24 protein-coding genes, 4 pseudogenes and 1 riboswitch are annotated in these 24,851 nt (G+C 39.0%); of the genes and pseudogenes, 13 read left to right on the forward strand and 15 right to left on the reverse strand.

Translation table 11 applies throughout. From position 1 onward, the window contains the following. Positions 1 to 589 (reverse strand): 3-ketoacyl-ACP reductase (locus BSO02S_RS19710; protein ID WP_066071535.1); only part of this gene is annotated, 589 nt, incomplete at its 3' end. 274 nt (positions 590 to 863) lie between these two features. On the opposite strand from BSO02S_RS19710, the gene BSO02S_RS19715 reads away from it, so the two are divergent. Both BSO02S_RS19715 and BSO02S_RS19720 read left to right on the forward strand, forming a co-directional pair. Continuing rightward, positions 864 to 1,847, forward strand: a complete 984-nt coding sequence (locus BSO02S_RS19715) for an MBL fold metallo-hydrolase (protein ID WP_066071537.1) — start codon at positions 864 to 866, stop codon at positions 1,845 to 1,847. Between the two features lie 147 nt (positions 1,848 to 1,994). After that, positions 1,995 to 2,372: an FAS1-like dehydratase domain-containing protein gene (locus tag BSO02S_RS19720; RefSeq protein WP_066071540.1), complete on the forward strand. Its 378-nt coding sequence runs from the start codon at positions 1,995 to 1,997 to the stop codon at positions 2,370 to 2,372. A gap of 205 nt (positions 2,373 to 2,577) precedes the next feature. On the opposite strand, the gene BSO02S_RS19725 is transcribed toward BSO02S_RS19720, so the two are convergent. Beyond that, the gene (locus BSO02S_RS19725) at positions 2,578 to 3,123 is read right to left on the reverse strand and encodes a GNAT family N-acetyltransferase (protein ID WP_066071542.1); all 546 of its coding nucleotides are present in this window, start codon (positions 3,121 to 3,123) and stop codon (positions 2,578 to 2,580) included. A 309-nt stretch (positions 3,124 to 3,432) separates the two neighbouring features. On the opposite strand from BSO02S_RS19725, the gene BSO02S_RS19730 reads away from it, so the two are divergent. After that, positions 3,433 to 4,686, forward strand: coding sequence for an FAD-dependent oxidoreductase (locus tag BSO02S_RS19730; RefSeq protein ID WP_066071544.1), 1,254 nt, complete (start codon positions 3,433 to 3,435; stop codon positions 4,684 to 4,686). A gap of 398 nt (positions 4,687 to 5,084) precedes the next feature. Here BSO02S_RS19730 and BSO02S_RS26560 read toward each other — a convergent pair. Together BSO02S_RS26560 and BSO02S_RS19740 are read right to left on the reverse strand one after the other, a co-directional pair. Then, positions 5,085 to 5,186, reverse strand: a pseudogene (locus BSO02S_RS26560) (VOC family protein); the annotation flags it as partial. A gap of 190 nt (positions 5,187 to 5,376) precedes the next feature. Beyond that, the gene (locus BSO02S_RS19740) at positions 5,377 to 7,344 is read right to left on the reverse strand and encodes an ABC transporter ATP-binding protein/permease (protein WP_066071550.1); all 1,968 of its coding nucleotides are present in this window, start codon (positions 7,342 to 7,344) and stop codon (positions 5,377 to 5,379) included. A gap of 380 nt (positions 7,345 to 7,724) precedes the next feature. Between BSO02S_RS19740 and BSO02S_RS19745 the strand changes: the two genes are divergently transcribed. The 7 genes from BSO02S_RS19745 to BSO02S_RS19775 all read left to right on the forward strand — a co-directional run bounded on the left by BSO02S_RS19745 (position 7,725) and on the right by BSO02S_RS19775 (position 14,046). After that, a complete protein-coding gene (locus BSO02S_RS19745; RefSeq protein WP_066071554.1) occupies positions 7,725 to 9,176 on the forward strand; it encodes a sensor histidine kinase in 1,452 nt (483 codons plus the stop codon). Beyond that, the gene (locus tag BSO02S_RS19750; protein WP_066071559.1) at positions 9,173 to 9,865 is read left to right on the forward strand and encodes a response regulator transcription factor; all 693 of its coding nucleotides are present in this window, start codon (positions 9,173 to 9,175) and stop codon (positions 9,863 to 9,865) included. The genes BSO02S_RS19745 and BSO02S_RS19750 overlap by 4 nt, the downstream gene beginning before the upstream one ends. A 416-nt stretch (positions 9,866 to 10,281) precedes the next feature. Next, positions 10,282 to 10,391, forward strand: a riboswitch (TPP riboswitch). Between the two features lie 73 nt (positions 10,392 to 10,464). Beyond that, the gene (locus BSO02S_RS19755; RefSeq protein ID WP_066071562.1) at positions 10,465 to 11,460 is read left to right on the forward strand and encodes an ABC transporter substrate-binding protein; all 996 of its coding nucleotides are present in this window, start codon (positions 10,465 to 10,467) and stop codon (positions 11,458 to 11,460) included. A gap of 12 nt (positions 11,461 to 11,472) precedes the next feature. Further along, a complete protein-coding gene (locus tag BSO02S_RS19760; RefSeq protein WP_066071563.1) occupies positions 11,473 to 11,763 on the forward strand; it encodes a thiamine-binding protein in 291 nt (96 codons plus the stop codon). Beyond that, positions 11,763 to 12,524, forward strand: coding sequence for an ABC transporter permease (locus BSO02S_RS19765; RefSeq protein ID WP_066071566.1), 762 nt, complete (start codon positions 11,763 to 11,765; stop codon positions 12,522 to 12,524). Before BSO02S_RS19760 ends, BSO02S_RS19765 begins: the two co-directional genes overlap by 1 nt. Before the next feature lie 2 nt (positions 12,525 to 12,526). Beyond that, the gene (locus BSO02S_RS19770) at positions 12,527 to 13,267 is read left to right on the forward strand and encodes an ABC transporter ATP-binding protein (protein ID WP_096190968.1); all 741 of its coding nucleotides are present in this window, start codon (positions 12,527 to 12,529) and stop codon (positions 13,265 to 13,267) included. 14 nt (positions 13,268 to 13,281) lie between these two features. Beyond that, on the forward strand, positions 13,282 to 14,046 hold the full coding sequence (locus BSO02S_RS19775; protein ID WP_369691311.1) for a TatD family hydrolase: 765 nt from the start codon (positions 13,282 to 13,284) through the stop codon (positions 14,044 to 14,046). 166 nt (positions 14,047 to 14,212) lie between these two features. Here BSO02S_RS19775 and srtD read toward each other — a convergent pair. The 8 genes and pseudogenes from srtD to BSO02S_RS19815 form a co-directional block, all read right to left on the reverse strand. After that, positions 14,213 to 14,816, reverse strand: a pseudogene (gene srtD, locus BSO02S_RS19780) (class D sortase, LPxTATN-specific). Between the two features lie 288 nt (positions 14,817 to 15,104). Beyond that, a complete protein-coding gene (locus tag BSO02S_RS19785) occupies positions 15,105 to 16,298 on the reverse strand; it encodes a thiolase family protein (protein WP_066071575.1) in 1,194 nt (397 codons plus the stop codon). 15 nt (positions 16,299 to 16,313) lie between these two features. Continuing rightward, the gene (locus BSO02S_RS19790; protein WP_066071579.1) at positions 16,314 to 17,429 is read right to left on the reverse strand and encodes a muconate cycloisomerase family protein; all 1,116 of its coding nucleotides are present in this window, start codon (positions 17,427 to 17,429) and stop codon (positions 16,314 to 16,316) included. Between the two features lie 25 nt (positions 17,430 to 17,454). Further along, positions 17,455 to 18,093 (reverse strand): 3-oxoacid CoA-transferase subunit B, encoded by a 639-nt coding sequence (locus tag BSO02S_RS19795; RefSeq protein ID WP_066071582.1) that lies wholly within the window; start codon positions 18,091 to 18,093, stop codon positions 17,455 to 17,457. Beyond that, entirely contained in the window at positions 18,090 to 18,776 is a 687-nt protein-coding gene (locus BSO02S_RS19800; RefSeq protein WP_066071585.1) for a CoA transferase subunit A, read from the reverse strand. The genes BSO02S_RS19795 and BSO02S_RS19800 overlap by 4 nt, the downstream gene beginning before the upstream one ends. 17 nt (positions 18,777 to 18,793) lie before the next feature. Beyond that, on the reverse strand, positions 18,794 to 19,516 hold the full coding sequence (locus BSO02S_RS19805) for a carboxymuconolactone decarboxylase family protein (RefSeq protein WP_066071588.1): 723 nt from the start codon (positions 19,514 to 19,516) through the stop codon (positions 18,794 to 18,796). Positions 19,517 to 19,527: 11 nt separating this feature from the next. Beyond that, positions 19,528 to 20,364 (reverse strand): alpha/beta fold hydrolase, encoded by an 837-nt coding sequence (locus BSO02S_RS19810; RefSeq protein WP_066071590.1) that lies wholly within the window; start codon positions 20,362 to 20,364, stop codon positions 19,528 to 19,530. Between the two features lie 137 nt (positions 20,365 to 20,501). Next, complete coding sequence (locus tag BSO02S_RS19815) at positions 20,502 to 21,269, reverse strand: dioxygenase family protein (RefSeq protein ID WP_066071593.1); 768 nt, start codon at positions 21,267 to 21,269, stop codon at positions 20,502 to 20,504. A gap of 177 nt (positions 21,270 to 21,446) precedes the next feature. Between BSO02S_RS19815 and BSO02S_RS19820 the strand changes: the two genes are divergently transcribed. From BSO02S_RS19820 to BSO02S_RS28560, 3 genes and pseudogenes are all read left to right on the forward strand, one after another. After that, positions 21,447 to 22,262: an IclR family transcriptional regulator gene (locus tag BSO02S_RS19820; protein ID WP_235846971.1), complete on the forward strand. Its 816-nt coding sequence runs from the start codon at positions 21,447 to 21,449 to the stop codon at positions 22,260 to 22,262. 60 nt (positions 22,263 to 22,322) lie between these two features. Further along, a pseudogene (locus tag BSO02S_RS28555) lies at positions 22,323 to 22,421 on the forward strand (YiaA/YiaB family inner membrane protein); the annotation flags it as partial. Then, positions 22,416 to 22,505, forward strand: a pseudogene (locus BSO02S_RS28560) (transposase); the annotation flags it as partial. The pseudogenes BSO02S_RS28555 and BSO02S_RS28560, both read left to right, overlap by 6 nt. A 588-nt stretch (positions 22,506 to 23,093) precedes the next feature. Here the strand turns inward: BSO02S_RS28560 and BSO02S_RS19825 are convergent. The 3 genes from BSO02S_RS19825 to BSO02S_RS19835 all read right to left on the reverse strand — a co-directional run bounded on the left by BSO02S_RS19825 (position 23,094) and on the right by BSO02S_RS19835 (position 24,754). Beyond that, a complete protein-coding gene (locus tag BSO02S_RS19825; protein WP_342352026.1) occupies positions 23,094 to 23,399 on the reverse strand; it encodes a nuclear transport factor 2 family protein in 306 nt (101 codons plus the stop codon). A 452-nt stretch (positions 23,400 to 23,851) separates the two neighbouring features. After that, entirely contained in the window at positions 23,852 to 24,139 is a 288-nt protein-coding gene (locus BSO02S_RS27595; protein ID WP_066071602.1) for a hypothetical protein, read from the reverse strand. A 45-nt stretch (positions 24,140 to 24,184) separates the two neighbouring features. Then, positions 24,185 to 24,754, reverse strand: coding sequence for an HD domain-containing protein (locus BSO02S_RS19835; protein ID WP_066071606.1), 570 nt, complete (start codon positions 24,752 to 24,754; stop codon positions 24,185 to 24,187). Positions 24,755 to 24,851 lie beyond the last annotated feature (97 nt).

Consider the following 24,851-nt stretch of genomic DNA (forward strand, 5'->3'; position numbering starts at 1 on the left):
TTTTAACCGCAAGTTCAGTAGCAACGGTACTCGGAGTTAATGCTGTAACGCGGATGTTATTCCTTCGGACTTCTTGTGCTAATGATTCCGTTAAGCCGATTACTCCAAATTTAGATGCACTATAGGCACTGGATGTGGCTGCGCCGCTTAACCCATTTGTAGACGAAATGTTAATGATATCACCGCGGTTTTTTTCAATTAATTGAGGAAGAACTGCACGTGTTACATAATAGGGGCCCATTAAGTTAACATCAATGATTCTCTTCCATTCTTTCGGATCCATTTCTAATAGCGTACCAAATTTCCCAATCCCTGCATTATTGATCAGAATATCAGCGGTGCCCAACTCATCAGTTAATTTTTTAACCGCTTGTTCTACTTCTTCCTGAGATGAAATATCAACGGCCACATAAGCTGCTTTTACTCCTAAACCTTCCACTTCACTTACGACTTCCCTTAAGGCAGTCTCAGTTCTTGCGAGTAAACCAATGTTTACACCTTCATTTGCTAATGCAATTACAACTGCCTTGCCAATACCTCTTCCAGCACCTGTTACAAACGCTACTTTTCCTTTTAATGATTGTGTCATGATCAACATCTCCTTCTATTTCTCATTATATTATTGTGGGAAAATTATTCTAACAGTATGCTCACAAAGATAAAAAGAGGAAGACTGCACTAGGCACCAACTTTTTGGATTTATCCAAGGGGCGAAGTCAAGGTTAGTGAAATAAGATTCCAACTTTTTGTAATTACAAATGAAGCGTTAATATTTTTTAACTATTCTGCAAATGGTTTATAATATAATTGAGCGAGCGTTCAATCATAATTGTTTAATCTCTGAACTTAAGGAGGAATAGCAAATGGAAAAAAACAGTATTATTTTCTTTGAAAGAAAATTTCCAAGTGCAAATATGATCCTAATTAAAGATCAGCTCCCGATTCTTATTGATACTGGTTTTGGGAGTGATGTGAAAGATACAGAGCAACTAATTAAAGATGAAGGTGTTTCACCAGAAGAATTACACCTTATTGTAAACACGCACTATCATAGTGACCATGTAGGAGGCAATTTTCATTTTCAAAAAAATTATGGTGTAACGATTGCTGCTCATAAATGGGATGCCAATTTAATTAATTCCTGTGACCCCGAAGCCTGTAGTGCAGAATGGTTAGATCAGCCTGTAGAACCCTATCGAGTCAATACAAAGCTCTCAGATAACGATGAGATTAATACAGAAAGTAGAACCTTAAAAGTCTTGCACACACCAGGACATACGTTAGGGCATATTTCTTTATATGAACCTGAAGGGGAGGTATTAATTTGCGGGGATCTCTTTCACAAAAATGATATCGGATGGTTGAATATCTTTCGTGAGGGTGTGGCATCTATCCAGCGGTCGATAGAAAGTTTGGATCGGTTGTCGAAGCTACGGATTGGGCGGGCATATTCTGGCCATGGACCTCAAATTGAGAATCCCCTGGCTGCCATTGATGCAGCCAGGGAAAGGTTTGAAAAGTGGCTCAAGATGCCGGAAAAAGTTTCATGGCATGCCTGTAAGAGGATTTTTTCATTCACATTAATCATAAAAAACGGATTGGCAAAAGAAGAAATCGATAACTACCTATTAAAGTGTGGTTGGTTCCAAGATTTTGCACGCTACTCTTTCCAGCTTCAGCCAGAAGAATTTATTCAAATCCTGCTCAATGAAATGATTCGTTCCGGAGCAGCAAGCTGGCATAATAATTATTTAATCGCCACCATCCCCTACCAAGCACCACAAATGAAATGTATGAATAAGAACATAAAGCCGCATGATTGGAAACCTCAAGATTTTCTCTCATAAATTAAAAGGTATGTGGGCTATATCTAATTCTGCAATAATATACTATAGCCATTTTAATTTAATGCGTATATGGAACAACAACATTTGAATATATTTCACATATAAATTGAGGAGAGTTTTAATTTAATAGTATAGGGGGAAATAACGATGTCTTTAAAAGTAGACGATATTATTACATTTGAACGGACTTTCACAATGGAAGATGTTGAATTGTTTACTAAGGTTTCAGGTGATGAAGGCACTCACCATACTACTCCTGATGATCAGGGAAGACTTGTCATACAAGGGCTGCTGACAGCTACATTACCTACAAAAGTTGGTGGAGATAACAATGTATTGGCTCGTACAATGAATTTTGAGTTTTTGAGACCCGTTTTTACAGGAGATACAATTATATGTGAAGTAACAATTGAGAAATATGAAAAGCAAGATAATAATAGAATTTCTATTGTGGCAGCTTTCCTATGTACAAATCAGAATGAGAAACAAGTATTGAGAGGAAATTTTGCGGGAGTAATATTATAACTATTCTTCTTCAACTAGACAGGGAATTTCACATAATAAGGAAGGGGGTACCTGACCCCCGCTATGCTACTTAGATATACCTGCGCATTTTAAGCTAAAACATCGAAGCATTGAAGTAGATCCCCTCTACTTCGATGTTTCAGTGGGTTTTGAGTCAAAACATTGATATAAAGTTCTCTATAGAAAAACAAATTGTCCTCAAATCCTATCCATTAATCCTTCCCATCAAAATAGTATTATAATAATTCCCGTCAGATAGAATTTTGTCCTTTTTTAGAATGCCTTCGACTTCAAAGCCATATTTTTGATAAAGCTTGATCGCTTTGTCATTGGTTTCTAGAACATTCAAGGTTATTTTCTTTATGCCATTTGCGTCTGCCCAGTGAATGGATTCTTTTAATAGGTTTTGCCCTATTCCATGGCCCCAGAACTCTTTTAATACGCAGACCCCAAATTCGACTTTATGAGAAGTCCTTTTCAAATTGTTCCCTTCACATCTTGAAAAACCTACAATTCTATCATTTACCTCAGCAACCAAAAATAGATGATTCATCTTTTCTGTATCGTCTTGTATGATCGCCTTAAAACCCGCTTCATCTATGTACGCCTCGCCTTTTTCCCTATCCATGTTTTCTGTTTCGCCATCTATCTGCACTCGTACTTCAGACAAGTTTTGCGCATCTTCTTCTAGAGCGTACCTGATAATATATTGTAAATTATGAATGAAAAATTCTTTTTGAATAATCTTCATTACATCTCACTCCAATCATCACCTATTTTAATCTATCGTATCGTAAACTGCTCACTCACTAAAGAACATTTAAAAAGAACAAGTTAAGGATTCAATCAAAAGTTTAGTTAAATTCTCCAAACCGATGTTGCCAACGGGTTGGCCGATTCAATCAAACGTTTAATTAGTTTTTTGCCCATTCATCCAACTCACTCTTCCAACTCTATAACTACTTCTACTAATTCTATTAAAAAAATAATCCCTAAACCAAAAAAATTTTGATATAATGCTAACCATTATATGGTTATTGTAAATGGTGGCACATCATCAATGGCAAAAGGATTGCTAGAAAAAGATTTTTTAGGAAAAAAAGCCGTGGTTATTGGCGGCAGTATCTCCGGTATGCTGGCAGCTCGAGTACTATCCGATTTCTTCGAAGAAGTCATCATCATCGAAAAAGATAAAATGAGCAATCAACATATACCAAGAATAGGAGTCACGCAAGGTTCGCACGGCCATGCTCTTTTAAAAAGCGGGGAAGAGATTCTGAATGACCTTTTTCCAGGAATTATAGATGAACTAATCGAAGCTGGTTCCGTCAAATCCGACTTTGCGGGTGGACTGGCCTGGAATCACCATGGGAGCTGGAAATTGAAATATCATGCAGGCATGTCCATTATCCAGCAAAGCCGCCCATTCCTAGAATGGCATATCCAGCGCAGGCTCAAGCAAATACCAAATGTAAGCTATATGTATGAAACCAAAGCGAAAAAGCTTCTGGTGAATAATGATCAAACGCAAATCAATGGAATTGTAATTCAAAAAGAAGGGGAAATGGATTTGGAAATCCAGACTGACCTAGTTGTTGATGCTGCAGGTGCAGGATCGCAAACCTCTAGCTGGCTGAAGCAATTAGGTTATCAGGCTCCGGCAAAAACAGAAGTGAGGGTCAACCTTTTCTATGCCAGCAGAATTTATCGTTCCCTTTCCTCGAAAAATAAAGATTGGAGTAATTTATTGGTATATCCCAATCCCCCTTCACAAAACAGGGGCGGCAGCATTTCCCCCATTGAAAATAAGCGCTGGATGGTCACGTTACTTGGGTATGGGGTTGATTCGCCTCCAAACAGCGGGGAAGAATTTTTAGCTTATACAAAATGCTTGGGAAAGCCAGATATCTATGAGGCCATCGAAGAAGGGCAGCCTGAGACGGATGTTACAGTCTACCGCTTTCCCGCATTGCGGCGTTTTCATTATGAAAAATTGTCTCCTTTTCCTGATCGTCTCATTGTCATGGGCGATGCTTTTTGCAGAATGGATCCAGTCTTTGGCCAAGGTATGAGTATCTCTGCCTTAGAGGCCATTGCATTGAAGAAGGAACTTCAAAGAGCAGTGCATAAAAACGGGCTAGCTCAAATCTCCATCCATACCCATCGGAGTTTCAGCAAAATTATTGATATTCCTTGGTTAGTCGCCCTAACGGAAGACTTCCGCTTCACTCAAACGGTTGGAAAAAAAACCATTTGGACTGCCGTTTCTGATGTGGTATGTAAAAAAGGTCATTTTAGCCTGCGAAACGAATGAAGCTGTATACGAAAAACTAATCAATGTTCTTCAATTAAAAGCGCACCCAATCACACTGTTTTCACCTGCAACATTAAAAAGTGTCCTTTTTCAGTTAAGGAGTTGAACAAAAAAGGTGCCTATCCCCCAGAATGTTAAAGCATTAGTGCATCGGGGGATGCCTTCAATGGGCGAATATTCACGTTCAATGGGCGAATTATGACTTCCAATGGGCGAATTTTTAGGTTCAATGAGCGAATTATTGAGTTTAATGGGCGAATCCCAAAATAGCATCCATCTTTTAAAAATCGGACGTAAAAAAAATCGCCCGATTCCTGGATCAGTACCGTTATTCATTCAGCTGATCGGTCACAATCAGGTTGGAATTGTTACCACCCTCCTATGCTTAACATCTTTCTTTAAGCAAGATATTTTTCTTTAAATATCGTACTTAATTCACTCCATACATCAAATGTATTTCCATTTAAGTCATAAAAGACAAAGTTCCTTCCAGCGTGTCCCCAATAAAAAGGTTCCTGTCCCCCAGTATATTAAAGCATTACCGCATCGGGGGACAGGCACCAATATTGATTAATGTCGATTTTATTACGTTTGTGCGATAAAAGAGCCAGGAACGCTTATGAATGTTCCTGGCTGGCTCTGTATATCTATTCTCATATCAAAGATCCGAATTAACGTCTATTTACATAATTATTCATAACGAAGAGATTCCATCGGATCAAGTTTGGCTGCTTTTGAAGAAGGCAGCAAGCCTGCAATCACACTAATCAAGGTACTAACGCCAATACCAAATACCATGTAACCAGGTGTGAGTTGAACCAATTCAGTACCAAAGGTATTTACTAACAGGTTGTTCAAACCAAGGCTGATACCCCATGCCGCCGCAACAGCAATGACTCCGCTCAACAAGCCCAAAAGCGCTGACTCTGAGAAGAAAATACGACGAATATCTTTCTTTCTTGCACCAATCGACCGTAATATCCCGATTTCTCTTGTTCGTTCCACAACGCTAATATAAAGAACCACTAAAATCATAATGCCCGATACTAGTAGTGAAATGCCGGCTATCCCTGATAATAGGTAAGTGGCCATATCCACATAGGTTGTCACCTGTTTCATGATACTGGCCGTCGGCGAACTGATGAATCCCGCTTTGTCGACGGCTTTTTTAATACTCTCGACTTGATCTTGATTGTTCGCATACGCATTGATCTGGGTAGGGAGTAAGGTTAAATTTTGGCTGCTATAGGCATTTTCAAGTGTTGAATAGGAAACGTAGGCATTCGCATCATTCATCGGCCCCGTATTTCCTTGATCGTACACACCCGATACAACCAATTCTGCTTTAACCGTGACAGGCTGATTTTGTTCATCCATTTGATTAATAAACAGGCTGATTGTTTCACCTACAAGGGACTTATATGTTTTGTCACTGCTCAAGCTTTTTGCAAAAGATGTCGTCAGCAGCACTTCATTGTCAGAGGGCAAACTACCTTTTTCAATATTTTTATCCTTGATTGAATCTGTTACCGTTCCAAGGACTTGAAGATCTTTGTTCGACTCATGATAGACAACATTACTCTTTCCCTTGATTGTAATGACCTTTTCGACGTGGTCAACGTTATTAATGCCACTGATTTTGTTGATATCCTTTTCCGTAAAAGGTTCTCCGCCTCTTTGCCGATTAGGGAGTCGGCCTGCCTGCTGCCCTTTCACCGCTTCGGGCGATTTTACTACATCAACAAGAAGCGGATTCAAGGTGGAATTAATTTCATTATTCATATAGGTTTTTACACCGTTTCCTAATGACAACATTAAAAGGACGCTCACGATCCCTATCGAACCTCCTATGGCCACTAGAAGGTTTCTCTTCGATTGTAATCGCATATTTTTGATGGCCAGCTTAAAGGAAGCCTTTAAGCTTAAACTTTTCCCCTTTGTCTCGTTTGTTTCTTTCACTGCCATGTATCGCTCTTTTAATCGTTGATCTTCAATAATAGAGCCATCTTCCACCGATACAATCCGGCTTCCAAAATCCGCTACTCTTTGTGAGTGTGTTACGGTAATAACAAGAACCCCTTTTTTCGCAATGGAATCAAGCAGTTCAAGTATTTGTTCACTCGTATCCCTGTCTAATGAACCGGTTGGTTCATCGGCGAGAATAATGTCAGGGTCATTGGATAAGGCCCGAGCAATCGCGACACGCTGTTTTTGGCCGCCTGAAAGTTGATTTGGTTTTTTCTGCATGTGATCTACTAAGCCAACTTCTGTTAAAATTCCCTTGGCGCGCTGCATTCGTTCTTGTTTATTTGTATCCGTCATTTGCATTGCCATCATCACATTTTCGAGGACAGAAAGATGAGGAATTAAGTTAAAGCTTTGAAAAATGAAGCCAATTTTATCCTTCCTATACGCATCAACTTCCTTTTCTTTCATCGATCTCAGCGTCTTGCCTTGGATCATCACGTCTCCCTCATAATCAGAGTCCATCCCACCGATAATATTCATTAAGGTGGACTTCCCCGAACCTGATTCACCTAGAATGGAAACAAATTCACCACTTTCAAATTTTATGTTCACATTCCGGAGAACAGGCACCTTTTCTTTTCCAGCAAGTTTATATGATTTACTTACCTGTTTGATTTCTAATAATGTCATGATGTCCTCCAATTGAATTTTTCTCTCAACTTTTGTGGAAAAAAGTATGATTCTTGTATTTTAGCTTTCTATGAAAAATTTCCACCTTGTATTTCTTATTGTTCTTCGCTATTGTAACCTTGTTCGATAAACAGACTGTAAATCAAAGTTAAACAGATCTTAAACTGTTTCATAAAAAAGAATAAAACGCTGCAGGTCTTCATTTTTTAGTTGGGATTTTTAGAATGGAAAATGAGGATATATTAGGGTTCCGTTTGGGATGGATTTAAATAGCAGAAAAGTTCAGTTTATAAACAGTTTATATTTATTTTTACTTCTATCAATAAATTAAGGTTAGAATGTTAAGAGCGAATAAAATTGAAGTAGTGGAGGTGGATAGGGTGACGATAAAAAAAAGGCTGTTGGTTTCAAACATCCTCATGTTAATTATCCCTGCCTTCTTAAGCTTAATAGCCGCTCTTGTTCTTTTTCTAGTCTTTACAGGAACGAACATTAATCGAGCACATAATAATAGTGAGTTATTTTCTACATTAATAAAAAAGACCAATCAAACCTTTAACAGTTGGTCAAGCCATACCAATATCCAAACCATTAAGACAGAAATGGATATCTTTAATCAAAAATACAATGATAAAAGAATCTCGCTTTTACTATATGAGAATAATCAACTCAGCTATCCATCGCAATCGAATGTGGAAACTGGAATGAACCAAATTGTCCAGGCTTTACTGGATGATCAGACGACTCACACCGTGATTGTCGATCATTATGCTTTTTATAGTAAAAAAATAAACCATTATACCGCGGTATTAGCTTTTTCCGACTATAGGGGGATTGACGTAAATAATGGACAATATCGAACGACGTTTATAAAATGGGGACTTATGTTATTTGTTTTAATCACCATCATCGTATCGCTGACCAATTATTTACTGACTAAATTTATCCTGAAACGGATTGTGACACCCTTGGAAATCCTTAATTACGGAGTCCATCAAATTCAGTTGGGAAATTTGGATTACCGGATTGAATATTCGGGAGAGGACGAGTTTTCATCCGTATGCAGTGATTTTAATCTTATGGCGGAGAAACTGCGAGAATCTGTTGCAGTAAGAAAAAAAGATGAAACAAGCAGGAAAGAATTAGTTGCGGGGATTTCGCATGATTTACGAACCCCGTTAACCTCCATCAAAGCTTTTGTAGAAGGGCTTCTCGATGGCATCGCCACTACACCAACGATACAAAAAAACTATCTTGAAACTATAAAAACTAAATCAGAAGAAATTGATCAAATTGTAGATAAGTTATTTTTATTCTCTAAGTTGGATATCGGCGAATTCCCTTTTTATCCTGAAAAGCTTCCGATTGGGACTGAACTAGAAACGCTGGTCAAATCGATGTCAGCGGAATATCGAAGTAAAGGACTTACTCTAAAAATCGTCCAGAATGTAAAGCAGATTACTATCCAAGTGGATCCCGTCCAGTTTCGTAATGCGCTCATTAATATTTTTGAAAATAGCGTTAAATACAAAGCGAAAGACACAGGTATATTAGAAATTGCCAGTTTTGTACGTGGGGAGGAAGTCTGGATTACCCTGACAGACGATGGTCCCGGAGTTCCAGAAGAAGCGCTCCCTAAGCTTTTCAATATATTTTATCGCAGTGATCCTTCCCGAAATAATCCGAGTAAGGGCAGCGGTTTAGGACTGGCGATTACTAAGAAAATTTTGGAAAGGTTTGACGGAAAAATCTGGGCGGAAAATGTTCCAGAAGGCGGGTTAAGCATCGTGATTACGATACCAATATATGAAAACGGAGGCGGAGGAAGTTGAAGAAGATACTGATTATTGAAGATGATGACTCCATTGCTTCTATTGAAAGAGATTATTTGGTTGCGAATGGATATAGTGTGGACATTAACAGTGATGGGGAAAGCGGTTTGATAAGTGCATTGACAGGAGCGTATGATTTGATTTTGCTTGACGTCATGCTGCCGGGAATGGATGGATTTGAAATTTGCCGCAAGATTCGTGGAGCAATAAACATCCCCATCCTCATGGTAACCGCTAAAAAAGAGGAAATTGATAAAATACGGGGCTTAGGGTTGGGGGCAGATGATTATATTGTCAAACCATTTTCGCCCAGTGAGCTAGTGGCACGTGTCAAATCCCATCTTGCCATGTTTGAACGATTAATGGAAACCAATGTCGAGAATAAGCCACAAGAAATGACCGTTGGTACCATTCGGATTAATCAAAAAACAAGACGGGTATATGTAAAAGATGTGGAGATTGAGCTTAAAAACAAGGAATATGAGTTGCTGCTTTTTTTAGTCATCAACGCTGATATGGTTTTCAGCAAGGAAATACTCTATGAACGCATATGGGGTGCTGAATCGTATGGAGATAATGCAACCGTTGCGGTGCATATTAATCGTATTAGAGAGAAAATAGAGGAAGATCCATCTTCGCCCCAATATATTCAAACGGTTTGGGGTGCAGGTTATCGATTTAAGGTGTAATCTGATTTGAATTTTGTAACAGGAAATGAAATTTATTCTTGCGAGAAGACAGAGAAACCAATTCAAAAAAGCAATTCTTCATTTAAAGAAGGATTGCCTTTTTTACATTTTTGGGACATGGAATCACCATACTTAACTTGTTTTTTCCATTTGCACTGCTGTTTTTTGAATATCTCGATTACTCCAATTGGTGATTCATACTCTAATTTAAGATAGCAACGATTAGCAACTTAAATGTCCAAAATGGGGGATGGAAGGGAAAATCACTATGGACTTGAATGATGTTAATAACGACTCCATTTCCAACCTTTTAAAAAAATAATCTCTTCATTTCACTCCTTTCTACCAAATTGCCATTTTTGCACTTGTCAAAATAAAGGTTTCTGTTATAATGTGGTTGGAATAAAATTTAATAGCTAGAATTGTAGGGGGACCGGTGTTGCCGGTTGAGATAGCATCCTTAAGATGCTGACTCTTAGAACCTGATCTGGTTGAAACCAGCGGAGGGAACATGTTCTTAAACAATTGATATTGTTTGCTTATATGCGCCCTGGGTTCTCCCCTAGGGCGCTTTTATTATGTACATAGGAGGAAGAGGAATGAAGAAGTGGTTAATCGTATTATGTTCATTATTCATGATTGCGGGCTGTAGCAATTCAAATTCAGCATCAGAATCGAAAAAGAAAGACAAGCAATCTCTGAAAAAGGTATCTGTCGTACTAGATTGGACACCAAACACGAATCATACCGGTTTATATGTGGCAAAAGAAAAAGGCTATTTTAAAGACGAAGGATTAGATGTGGATATCATTATGCCAGGTGATGCTGGAGCAGATCAACTTGTGGCTTCAGGTAAAGCAGAGTTTGGCGTAAGCTATCAGGAATCGATCACACAAGCTCGCATACAAGGGGTTCCACTTGTTTCCATCGCAGCCGTTATTCAACACAATACATCTGGTTTTGCCTCACCAGCTTCAAAAAACATTGTTTCACCAAAGGACTTTGCAGGGAAAACATACGGTGGCTGGGGCTCACCTGTTGAAAAATCGGTTATTTCTTCCTTAATGAAAAAAGAAAATGCCGATGTAAATAAAGTTTCGATTGTCAATATGGGAGATACTGATTTCTTTACAGCTGTGAAACGAGACATCGATTTCGCATGGATTTATTATGCCTGGACTGGTGTTGAGGCAGAGTTACGTGGAGAAAAGCTCAATATGGTATATCTAACAGACTACTCTGATAAACTCGATTATTACACACCAGTTCTCGCAACGAATGAAAACATGATAAAAGAAAACCCAGATACAGTAAAAGCTTTTGTAAAAGCTGCTTCCAAAGGCTATGAATTTGCAATTAAACATCCATCCGATGCTGCCGACATTTTAATTAAGGCAGTGCCTGACTTGGATCCAAAGCTTGTTAAGAAAAGTCAAGAATGGCTGGCCTCTAAATATCAGGATGATGCATCAAGATGGGGCGAGCAAAAACAAAAAGTCTGGGAAAACTATGCTTCATGGATGTTTGAAAATGGACTTCTAGAGAAAAAGCTTGACGCTAAAACAGCATTTACAGATCAATTTTTACCACAATAAGGGGATAATGAAATGACAAATTCACTGATCAGTATTCAAATCATACCAAAAACAAAAGATGGCGAAAGTGTTATTCCGTATGTAGATGAAGCAATTCGAGTGATTCAAGAGTCTGGGGTAAAATTCGAGGTACATCCTCTTGAAACCACAATGGAGGGCGATTTACAGCAATTGCTGCAGGTGATCACGAAAATGAATGATCGCATGATAGAAATTGGCAGCAGTAACGTTATCTCGCAAATAAAAGTATTGTACCAGCCATCAGGCATCTCCATGGGTCAGCTTACGGAGAAATATAGATAATGATGAAAATCATAGCGAAAGGGTGGAGACCGTTATTGGTTCTCCTCCTTTTATTCATTGTATGGGAAACGGTTGCGATTAAATCTAGAGTTCCAGATTGGCTTTTACCCACTCCGACAAAAATATTTTATGAGGGTTTCAATGGTTGGGCTAACTTTTATCCAGATTTATTGTCAACGATCAAATTATCCTTACTCGGATTTGCCTTAGGTTTATTAATCGGGTTACTTACAGCTATTCTATTGCACTTGCTCCCTTTCATTCGGGAATCGATTTACCCGTTGCTAATCATCTCACAAAACATTCCTATTATCGTCCTAGCTCCTCTTTTAGTGATTTGGTTTGGCTTTGGATTATTACCAAAAATGATCGTCATCACTCTCGTTTGCTTTTTTCCCATCACCGTTGCTGCATTAGATGGATTTAAGCAAACTTCCAATGAGTTAAAGCATTACATGATTATGGCAGGAGCATCGAATAAGCAATTATTTTGGAAGCTAGAGCTTCCCTATGCCCTTCCTTCCCTATTTTCAGGTTTAAAGATATCCGCTACTTACAGTGTCATGGGTGCAGTTATTTCCGAATGGCTTGGAGCAAAAGATGGTATCGGTGTTTATATGACCCTCGCCTCTTCATCCTTCCGTACAGATAGAGTTTTTGTAGCCATATTTTCTATTGTGGCATTAAGTTTATTATTTTTTTCTATCATCGTTCTGATTGAACGCTGGCTCGTTCGGTGGCAGTTGAAAGGGGCGAAATGAAAGTGAGTCATCTTACCGTTTCAAATATTTCTAAGAAATTTGACAAGAATGAAGTGATCAAGAATCTCGCATTCACAATTGATAAGAATGAGTTTGTTTCGATTATTGGGCCATCTGGTAGTGGGAAAAGTACGATCTTCAGTCTTATCGGAGGAATCCTCTCACCAGATCAAGGAACCATTCACTTAGATCATCAAGTCATTAACGGAAAACGGGGGTTTATTAGCTATATGCCACAAACCCCTTCTCTCCTTCCTTGGAGAACGATTGTCGAAAATGTATTGCTTGGGCAAGAGCTTCAAGGAAAAAAAGAAAAAAAAGCAGCATTAGAAATGATTGATATTGCTGGATTAACGGGTTACGAAAATGCTTACCCTCATGAATTATCAGGTGGTATGAAACAAAGGGCATCCTTTATTCGCGCATTATTAAGTCCACAATCCATCATTTGCTTAGACGAACCTTTTTCAGCCTTAGATGAATTAACACGACTTGATATGCAAAAATGGCTATTATCGATTTGGGAAGAACATCGAAGAACCATCCTTTTTGTGACACATAATATTGAAGAAGCATTATTTCTATCTGACCGAATTATTGTTTTATCCAATAAACCTTCTCAGGTGGCTGCCGAATTTCAAGTTCCTTTTTCACGTCCAAGAGAGGAGAGTCTATTTCTAGAAGACGAGTTCTTAGAATGGAAAAGGAAAATTTACTATTCTCTCAAAAAAACAGGAGAGTGATTACGTTGCTAAAAATGATTGATGCACATATTCATTTAGATCATTATAACGATCAAGAAATGAAGGATATCATTGAAAGGGACTCATCTCTAGAAGCACTAATATCCGTTTCTTTTGATTTAGAATCAAGTAAAAAAAATAAAGATCTTGCCAACATATACTTAAAGGTGAAGCCAGCTTTCGGCTATCATCCTGAACAAACGCCCCCTACGGAGAAACAAATGGATGAACTTTTTAGTTGGATAAAGAGCCATCAAAATGACATGGTCGCAGTTGGTGAAGTAGGGCTTCCATATTATTTAGGAAAAGAACAAAAACTAACGACTCTTCAACGTAGCCAATACATTGAACTATTAGAAGCATTTATTAAACTAAGTAAGGAATTAGAAAAACCTATCGTCCTTCATGCTGTTTATGAAGATGCACCCATCGTTTGTGATCTTTTGGAGAGATACTCCCTTCCAAAAGCCCATTTCCATTGGTTCAAAGGTGATTCCAAAACGATCCTCCGAATGGCAGAAAACGGGTACTACATTTCTGTCACGCCCGATGTTTTGTATGAGGAGGAAATTCAACATCTCGTTCAATCCTATCCACTTCAGCAAATCATGGTCGAAACAGATGGTCCATGGCCTTTTGAAGGACCTTTCACTGGAAAGATGACCCATCCTTCCATGATGAAAGAATCTATTAAAACCATATCCCAAATTAAGAAGCTTTCAATAGTTGAGGTATGTCATCACATTTTTCATAATTCTAAATCATTCTTTTCTATTTAAGAAAGAAGGAATACTCATTTCTCTTTTTAATAGGTCAATATCAAAAACCAAGAGAGATAGGAATAGCGCTTACGCCGTTTAGCCATAAAGTATCTCCCCTCGAAAATAAGGGCCGGACCCCCACTACGTTAATGCTTTTCTGCACTGGGGGTCGGCACCAACTTTCTTAGTTCTTTAATTTTTCCGATACTAAATCAGCGACAAGGATGTACCGTTTAGGGACATTTCCCGATGAAACCAAATGGGTAACAGGTTGTTACCGTTAATGTGCTTTTTGGTTTCGGTACAATTACCGTCCGATCGTCTTGGTTAACAATCCTTACTTTCCTTATTTTATACAAAAATTCACCAGCGTCCGTTGTGACGATTAGCTCATCATTTATGCCTACATCTCCAAGTCCTCGAAAAACAGTATCCCGATGCCCGGATAAAACCGAATTATTGTTATCACCCGGAAGGACGCTATGCTCAAAGTGTCCAACACCCTGTTTTAGCACGTCTGGATTGGTTCCTTCTAGGATTGGAAGGGAGCGATTTAATTTAGGGATGGTAAGAACCCCGATTTTTTCACCATGGACAGGTTTGCTTTTATATAATTTTTCCTTTTTTATCGGTTCGCTTTGGTCATTAAAGTAGCTTGGGGTGATTTCTGGTTTAGAATAAGCCGAAAATCCCCGATTCAGCCAGTAAAGGTTATAGCTGAAAATAGTTACACCAATAAAAATCGCCGCAAGGGAAGCGATTTTTCTCCACCTTTTTTGATTACGCATTCTCGTTTTTTCTTGAGTAACGGTAGAAAGCAAAACCCGCAAAAATTAGCAGTAAACTTACCATGATATTTAAACCAAAAGGAGAAGCGGTATTTGGCAATTTATTTTCATGTAACTTTTTGGTTAAATTCACCAGCAATATCACCCACACCGACTAAATTTTGTCCGGCTTGTAGTAGTGAAGTCGTTTTTTATATTTCCTATAATCTTCCTATGAAATTCTCTTTCGGTTCCATTCTTCTCTGCTGGGACCTAAAGTAATTGTTTATTTGATAATTTAACTTCCAATTAAACTTGCATATTTTCTACAATCGTTGCGATTCCCATACCGCCTGCGATACATAGCGTTACTGCGCCATATTTCTTACCTGTACGTTCGAGCTCATGCACTAACTTTGTCAATAGTATTGCACCTGTTGCACCAATCGGATGCCCCATCGCAATGGCTCCTCCGTTTGGATTCACCTTTCTATAATCAAGACCTAACTCATTTACACAGGCAACTGCTTGTGATGCAAACGCTTCGTTCAATTCCACTACATCCAAATCCGCTATCGACAAATTAGTTTGCTTCAATGCCTTTTGCATCGCATATACAGGTCCCATTCCCATCAACTCAGGTGCACACCCTACAGAAGCTTGGGAGATGATTCTTGCTTTTGGTTTGTACCCACGTTTTAATGCTTCCTTTTCGGACATTACTAATAATGCCGCCGCTCCATCATTACGACCGCTCGCATTTCCAGCAGTTACCGTGCCACCTTCTTTGAAAACTGGCTTTAGCGATGCCAACTTTTCTAATGTTGTTTCTCTTGGGTGCTCGTCTACTTTAAACTCTACGATACCTTTACGAGTTTTCACTGGATAGGGTGCAATCTCTTTTTCAAAATATCCTTTTTCTATCGCATTTTTCGTTTTTTCCTGACTACTTAATGCGAATTCATCTTGTGCTTCTCGTGAAACTCCATACTTTTCTGCTATATTTTCTGCTGTTATCCCCATATTCAAATCACCATAAATTTCCCTCGGCTGGGAGCCAGGCTGACTTGCAGTATTCGGATCTTTCAGTGAAACATCCCCTGATTTTGTACCAAAACGCACGCTATTTACATAGTACGGTGCAGTACTCATTGACTCCGCTCCACCAGCAATGATAATATCGCTTAACCCTGTTTGAATTTGTTGCATAGCAGAATTTACGGCTTGTACACCTGACCCACATTGTCGATGAATGGTATACCCTGGAATTTCTACAGGAATTCCTGCACGAAGCATCGCTACTCTTGCTAAGTTGGATACATCTGCACTTTGTTTTGCTTGCCCTAAAATGACTTCTTCCACAGCAGTTTTTTCTAGATCTGTGCGACGTATCAATTCTTCTATTACATGTGATCCGAGAAAATCTACTGTTTCATTGCCAATGCTACCGCCAAGTTTTCCTATTGCCGTACGTACAGCATCTACGATTACTACATTTTCCATTTCATCATCTCCACACTACAGACTTCTGGCATAATGTTTCACTTTTTCACGATCAATTTCTACACCGAAACCAGGACCGTTCGGTATGATGACTTCAAAGTTTTCAAATTTAATAGGTTCCAAAGTAAGATCATCTTTAAATAATAATGGACCGAATATTTCTGTGCCGAATTTTATCTCTGGAATTGTTGCATATATTTGCGCACAAATGGCTGTTCCTAAGCTCGACTCAATCATCGTACCGCCATACAACCCAATTCCTGCTGCTTCTGCAATGCCTGCTACTTTCTTTGTTTGTGTTAATCCTCCAGCTTTACACGGCTTCAGCGCAATGCAATTTCCTGCACGGTGTTTCGTAATTTGGAACACATCTTGTATGCTGTTTGCTGCTTCATCTGCCATTATTGGTACATTAAACTTAGCTGTAAGCCTAGACATGCCTTCGAAATTCCATGTCGGCAACGGTTGTTCCACCATTGAAACGCCACCATCTTCTAAGGCGGCGATACAATAATTTGCCGTATCCTCATCCCATGCTTGGTTGACATCGACTGTAATGCGCGCCTCATCTCCAACTGCTTGTTTAATCTGCCGGACGTGCTCTACATTTTTAAACGGATCGCCTTTTCCAATTTTCAATTTGAATATATTGTGTCGCTTTTGGTGCAAAAATTCTTTCGCTTCTTCAATATCTTTTGCGGTATCCCCACTCGCTAACGTCCATGCAATTGGTAATGAAGTATGGATTTGGCCTCCGAATAATTCAAACGCCGGTATATTTTTACTGCGGGCTGCTAAATCAATAATCGCTGCCTCCACTACAGTTTTCGCAAAATTATTACCTCTAACTTGCTTCGATACTTCATACATAATTTTGTCAAAGTGAATAGGATCTTTCCCAATTACGAGTGGTGCAATATACGCGTCAATATTCGCTTTAATCGCTTCCGGTGTAGACTCTCCATAAGAAGCACCCCCAATAGTAGCTACTTCAGACCAGCCTTCTCTTCCTTCTTCATCTCTGACACAACCTACAACAATCGATTGAGAGACAATCGTATGCATCGCCAATTGATGTGGGCGAATCGTTGGTAAATCTAATATATAAACATCAAAAGAACATATTTTCATCAGGAACCAACTCTCTTCTATTTAATTAATGTACAAAATCAGCTTCGGTTTTTGCTCGTACCTCTTCAATTGTGACACCCGGCATTAACTCCACTAGTCTCAATTGCTTATCTACTACTTCAAATACTGCAAGTTCTGTAAAAATCATATCGACATTTCTAGTGGAAGTAATCGGGTATGTACACGTTTTTAACAGTTTACTACTGCCATCTTTTGACGTATGGCTCATTGTTACAAACACTTTCTTTGCACCGACTAGTAAATCCATCGCCCCGCCAACGCCCATAATATTCTTTCCAGGAACCGCCCAGTTTGCAATCACACCCGTTTGATCCACTTGAAGTGCTCCTAGAATCGCTACATCTACATGCCCCCCACGAATCATCGCAAAGGAATCCGAGCTATTGAAATAGGAAGCACCGATTGCTTCCCCAACTGGTAACTTCCCCGCATTGACGAGGTTCGGATCGATATCTGCTTCTTCCACATCCGTTACTCCGAGTAGACCATTTTCCGTATGCATATAAATATCCGCTGCTTCCATATATTCTGCAACGAGCGTAGGAATACCAATTCCTAAATTTACGACACAAGGTCCTTTAAGTTCCGCAGCTACACGCTTTGCGATTAAATGCTGCATCTCTGTTTTACTCAATGTAGTCATCTGTTCATAACCCCTTCCTTCGTCAACACTTGCTGCGCTTTGATGATTGTATCGACATACAAAAATGGCGTGACGATTTCTTCAGGATTCAACTCGCCAGGTTCAACGATTTCATCCACTTCTACGATTACTTTCTTTGCAGCAGTCGCCATGAGCGGGTTAAAGTTACGTGCTGTTTTGTAATACACGAGATTCCCTAGTGTATCTGCCTTATGTGCTCGAATCAGTGCAACATCTGCCCGAATTGCCTTTTCGAATATATACGTTACGCCATCAATCTCGCGTTCTTCTTTTCCTTTTGCAAGATCGGTTCCAGCACCTGTCGTTGTATAATACCCTCCAAGGCCCGCTCCACCGGCTCGTAAAGATTCGGCTAACGTCCCTTGAGGAAGCAATTCCAGCTCAATTTCTCCTTTTTGATACTTATCCCCGACATCCCGATTACTTGTAAAATAAGATCCTATCCCTTTTTTAATCTTGTTTTGATTGAGCAATATCCCAAGCCCTTTTCCTGATTCTCCAAGATTGTTACTAACAATCGTTAGATCTGTCACGTCTTTTTCAGTCAAGCCTTCTATTAATGAAAGAGGTGCCCCTATTAATCCAAAACCACCTACTAAAACGATATCGCCACTTTCTACACATGCCAAAGCCGCTTGAATATCACTTGTCACTTTTGACATCTTAACTTACTCCCTCCTTACTTCGTTACCAATTGTAATGAATCGCTAATTTCAAACCACGCTGGAATACCGGCTGTTAATACACAAATAAAACCGACGTCCGCAAGTTCAGCTTCCGCTGCACCAACAGCCCTTGCCTTTTCTATCCAAGGTATCGCATCCGCCCCTCGTAGTTGCGTAATATAGTTTCCAACCATATTTAAATGCTTCATACGAGAGGAAACATGCCCTTCCCCGAGAAGCGTTTCTTCCACTTTCTCTTTGTCTCCGTTTTGAATAGCGGCTAGAGATGTTACTAAAAAGCTAGTATCCTCATCACCTAGCCACGTAATCATCGTTTCAAAAATCTCTTCAATCGTTTCTGGATCCTTTTCAGGTTGTTCTACTCGTTTACCTTTTAACTCAAGCGCATAAGCGAGCGCTTCCAATGACACTTTTAAAGCGGCCGTTCCTCCATATAGATAAGAAACTAAAAAATACTCCACTAGCTCGGGAAGCGTAGTGCCGAATTCGATTGCGCCTTTCGTATGATATCCCATACTACGTACATACAATCGGGCGGCATTCATACTCGCTAATAGTACATCTTTTTCCTTTCGAGATAGAGCATCATCCTGCATAATTTCGCCCCGTAATCCTGTATAATGGTCAAGCACAACCGGGCTATAATCGTGCATTTTCTGCACCCAACCCGGAACTTCGTCGTACACTTCTTTAAAATATTCCAATCCTTTACTCATCGGTTTCACCTCTATGAAAGTTTGTGTAAGAATGTTTCTATATAGCTATTAATATCTTCACGCTTTTCAAACACCATTGTGTAATGATTACAATCCGAGACAACGGTTTCGATTTGCGTTGTAAAGGCTTGTGTTTCTTCATAGTCTGTCATGTAAAAAAGCGGGGGCATCGAGCCAATATTACCCTTTGCGTAAACGAGCAATACCGGACATTCAATTTGTGAACAAATTTCTTTTGGACTAAATGTATAGAAACTGTCAAAATCAGCTACTATGCGTGCTTCTGTTGATTTATTCTCCCAATGATCTCCTACAGAACCTACCTCGTATTCAACCGTATCTTGTAACATGTCATTCCACACAACACCTAAGTTCGTGTAGATTTTTTTTATCTCTTCTACGTAATGTTCTTGTGACGTAAATGCCCTACTAATTCGTCCTAAAGATGGCTGTACAATTCCTCGCTGGTGTTCCGTCGCTTTTGCAGCACCGTCTAGTAATATCAAACCTTGCACTGATTTCAAACGGCTTGCAACAATTGCCGAAATAAAAGCACCCATTGAATATCCTAATAGAATGGGATTTTCAACCTCCAATTCTGCTAGTAAACCGACAATATCATCGGCATGTTTGAAAATGGAGGGCTCTTCGTCTGTTTCATCACTGTTCCCACGTCCACGCAAATCAACCGAAATAAAACGATATTCTCCTTTAAATCGATCTGCGTAGTAATGCATGTTCTTATGTGTACCGGTTAGACCGTGGATTGCAATGATCGGTCCTTTTTCTCCTGGATAATCAGCAACTTGAATCGCTTTACCATTTATATTTACTTTATAAAAATTCATGATCGCACCCCTTTTTGTACGTTATTCGTACATATTAACCTAATGCGTACAATATATATATTCATTGTATCAAAATAACCTAAAAAGTCTAATAAAAATAGCTGTCAAGTTTACCTGACAGCTATGGAATTGAAATCTTATTCAGTTCGCATAACAAAATTTAAAGAAGCTTCTTTATAGTCACCTTTATCGATTAGTTTAGTAGTAAGCGAGGAGCGAACGCCGCCAGCAACATCTGTCTCTAACCATTGATCTCCTTCAAAGAACACTTGCGTAATTAATGTCTCATGTCCTTCATGTTCGAACTTAATATGAATATGCGCCGGACGGTATGCATGATAACCAGCAGCAAATGTAAATTCACCAGTAGGACCACTTGTTGGAATTTGATATGGAATTGGTACAATCGATTCCACTTCAAAATCCCCATTTTCGTCTGTATAAAACTGACCTCTTAAATTGAAATCAGGTGCTGTAGAATCATAGTTCGAATATAATCCTTCCGCATCGTCCTGCCACCACTCGACTTTCGTTTTTCCGATTGGACCATTTACAGAACTAACATTGCCGTAGAACTTCAATTTATCACCCGGCTCTTCTGGACGTTGTGGAATAACAACTTTTGATCCTTCCAGTAAAGGCGAGTTTTCTTCATAGTAAGGTCCAAGTAGTGATGGCTCTGTACCCGGAGCGTTTTTATATTTGGATTCCAAAACATGCGTTTCCACAAAAACGTCTAAGAACAATGGAATTTCTCCACTTCTTCCTAATCGATCTGCCCATTTCACAAAGTTCGTATATTCTTCATGGTTAAACTGCTGCTCGTCAAGGAATGCCTTCATATGTTTTACAAAACCTTCATATGCCTCTAATACTCTTGTGTTTTTTACTGCTGCTTCTGCCATTCTTATTTCCCCCTTACGTTTTGTTTGATAATTCCCGACCACACCATCTTTGTAAACGTATTCATTTTTATTTAAAAAAATAAAAATCTTTATACACCACTTGCAAAATCAACTTTTTTATTGTACGATATGCGTACAATTATTCCTTATTCGTACAACCTTATTTTAACATGAAGGGTGATATCTTTGTCAACAGAAAAAAAAGATAATTTCAAACAGTCTGGAGACTACATTCAATCATTAGAGCGTGGACTCCAAGTAATCCAAGCATTTTCACAAGAAAACCAAGCACTTACTATTAGTGATGTTTCGAAACTAACAGGGCTTAGTAGACCTACCGCTCGTAGGATATTACTGACACTAGAACATCTAGGTTTTGCAGAATCCAACAACAGTGTATTCTCTTTGACAGCTCGTACCCTATCACTTGGATACGCATACTTAGCTTCTAATAATAGCTGGAGCATTGCCCATTCGTTCATGCGTGAATTTGTCCATCAAACCGGAGAATCTTGCTCCATCTCGATTTTAGATGGCCCAGATATTATTTACGTTGCACGTGTTTCCACCAAACGGATTATGTCCATCAATTTGGATGTTGGATCGCGCCTACCGGCTTACGCGACATCCATGGGGCATGTTCTGCTTGCAAACTTACCAAAAGAGAAGTTAGAACAATACTTAGAGTCCATCGATTTCGAAAAATTTACGGACAAAACAATTGTGGATAAGGAACAATTACTCGCTATATTAGAGGATGTTCGGGAGCAAGGTTGGGGTGGCGTTGACCAGCAATTAGAAGAAGGACTCCGTTCCATTGCCGTTCCCCTACGTCATGGAACCGGCAAAGTGTTCGCCGCCTTTAACTGCTCTGTCCACGCCGGACGGGTTTCAAAAGAGGTACTGCTTGAGGACTTTTTGCCCCTTTTACAAGAAATCGGCGAGAAGATCAGCCAAGCGATGGCTGTAACGAATAGCTCAAGATATGTCTGACAAATCCAAGAAGTTGCATTAAATCATCATATAAAAAATCGAAAAAGATACTTAGAAGAACTTGGTTTATACAATGCAGAAAGTATTGAGTTAAGTGAAAAAGGGTTTTACGGTATGGCTTTTGTTCTCATTATATTTGCAGCGATAACAGTTGACCGACTTGAGCTCGTTTTTCTACCTCCATACAGCCCACAATTTAATCTAATCGAAGGCTTGTGGAAATGGTTGAAAGAGTCTGTAATAAATTAGCGGGGTTACTCGTGAGGTACAAAACGGTAAATCACAAACCTAATCACATAGCAAATCACATAAACTTCACAGTATATTTCAAAGTGAAAAAGGCTTAGAGTTGTAAATTTATCTAAGCCTTTTTAAAATTTACTAAAGCACTCTTAATTTGTACAAGTTTAATAGATGCTAAAGTGAGTTTGATAAATAAGCGGAGAAATTCCTTTTAATTAGGAAATATCACTAAAAATCGCTTAAATAGACGGAAAGATTCCGGCTATTGACTCTAAAAACGTGAAAATGGGTCATTTTTCTTTGTTTAATCGGAAAACCTCCGCTTATATCCTTAGAATCGAGCTCTATTCTGCATTCTAAACGGAAAATCTCCGCTTATTTAATTATCACTTGTTCCTCAATTAAGGGTGACCGAGATGGGAATCCGTATCCATGTTTTTTATAAACTGTTCGGTCTTGAACCATGAAGGTACAGCTGATAACGGACGGAGGTAAACGATGTCTCGCTAGTTGCTGGGCGCTGGAGCTAGACCTGACTGTTCTTATCTTTAAATTACCCACAGGTTTTAAATTTCTGTCACCCTACAACTAAACTTCAAACATATGTCCTTCTGTATAAGTCAATCTTTCCAGTTTCCACAAACCTTCTTCCCGGCGTAAAGAACAATTATAAGTTGCACCAAAAATATTCTTGTATAGCGTTTCTTTTGATACATTGTATGGAACCAAACGGTACACTTGCATGGTAGCCTTATCGCCAGTTACTTCAATCCGATAATCACCAACAACGTGATGTAGATTCACACGCTCAGTTCGAAACGTCTGAAGTATCATCATAAATTCCCTACGCCCTGTTAAGCCGTTTCTAAAAATTACTTTATTAAAAGGAATTATTGATAGCTACTGAAACTGGGATTGGTGCCATCCAAATCCAGATTGGTAACTTTTGCTAAATTTTACCTTAGTAAATTTAGTTTGTTGTCAAAATGGTGATATCTCATTAATGGCGTTCTTATGCTGCATATTTGGAGGATATTGCGACGGAGAGTCCTCCATCATTCTATGAAGGACTAATCCCTATTAGAAAAGCTGCATTTTGTCCTTCATCAAACCTTTGAAGGTCTAATCCCTAATAGAAAGGCCTCGATTTGTCCTTCATCAAACCAGTGAGTACAAATAAGTCGAAATCAGCTTAAGTCCCTCAGCAACCACCCCTGATAATGCAGCTAACGGGGAGTAATGTTTAATTATATGAACATAAAAAGACTCAGAACAGAGAAAGGTTCCTAGTACCCCCACTACGTTAATGCTTTCTACGCTGAGGATTATACACCAACTTTCAGACATTAATTTATTGTGGATTTGCGCTTGTCTTTTAACTTTGTACCTAAATCCAACAGTAAAGCAACAAAAACAGAGATGGCCGATAACACTAAAAAAGCAGTACTAATAATGCCCGTCCTTAACCAGCCCGAGCCAAACCAAATATACAGCCATCCTAGTAAACCAATGATCAAGAAGCAGAGAGAAATTACATATTTAAGATTTTTCCTTTTTGGTAGAAATAAATTAATTGCGTAAAAGCCATAAAGAACAACAAATAAAATGAAAAAGACTATAACCCATCCAACCATTCCTTCTACCTCACAGTCTCGATTATCTAGATATACGGGAATCTACTACTCATTGCTACTTGGGATTTCTGTATCTTCAGGTCCAAAAAATCGCTCTACTTCCACCTTTAATTCATCTATTAACTTAAAGTTAGACTGGTAACCCAGACTTTCAATTACGTTCCGATAGTACCATTCTTGCTCCACTTTCCCACGGTTAAACCGTTCCCAGACCATGTCACCGATTTGTTCATAATCATTCATGATGGACCTTATATTATGTAATTTGTCTGCGCAGGCAACAACTTTGATGTCTTCTGGGGCAGTCTTTAAAAACTCGATTGTATGCTGCTTTCTTTTCTCCCAAGATAATGATTTATCAGGTTCCGAGCATCCTTCTACAATACTAGCGATTGTAAGGCCAAATTCCCGTTCAATATCTGCTAATGAAAGTGTTGTATCTTCAACTGTATCGTGTAAGATTCCTGCAGCAACGATATCATCACCATACCCTGCTTTCATTAACATCATCCCAACCGCAACCGGATGAGTAATATAGGGAATATCGGTATGTTTTCTACACTGTCTTACATGTGCTCTACTTGCAACCTGTAGGGCTTTTTCAATCACATTCATAAGAGGCATTCCCCGCTTTCCATTATAAGACCACTTACTAAAATAATGATTAGACCTTTTAAAATAGCCTTAATCATCAAAAACACCTAATAAAAAT

This window comes from Neobacillus soli NBRC 102451 (assembly GCF_001591665.1).
Classification (GTDB): Bacteria; Bacillota; Bacilli; order Bacillales; family Cytobacillaceae; genus Neobacillus; species Neobacillus soli.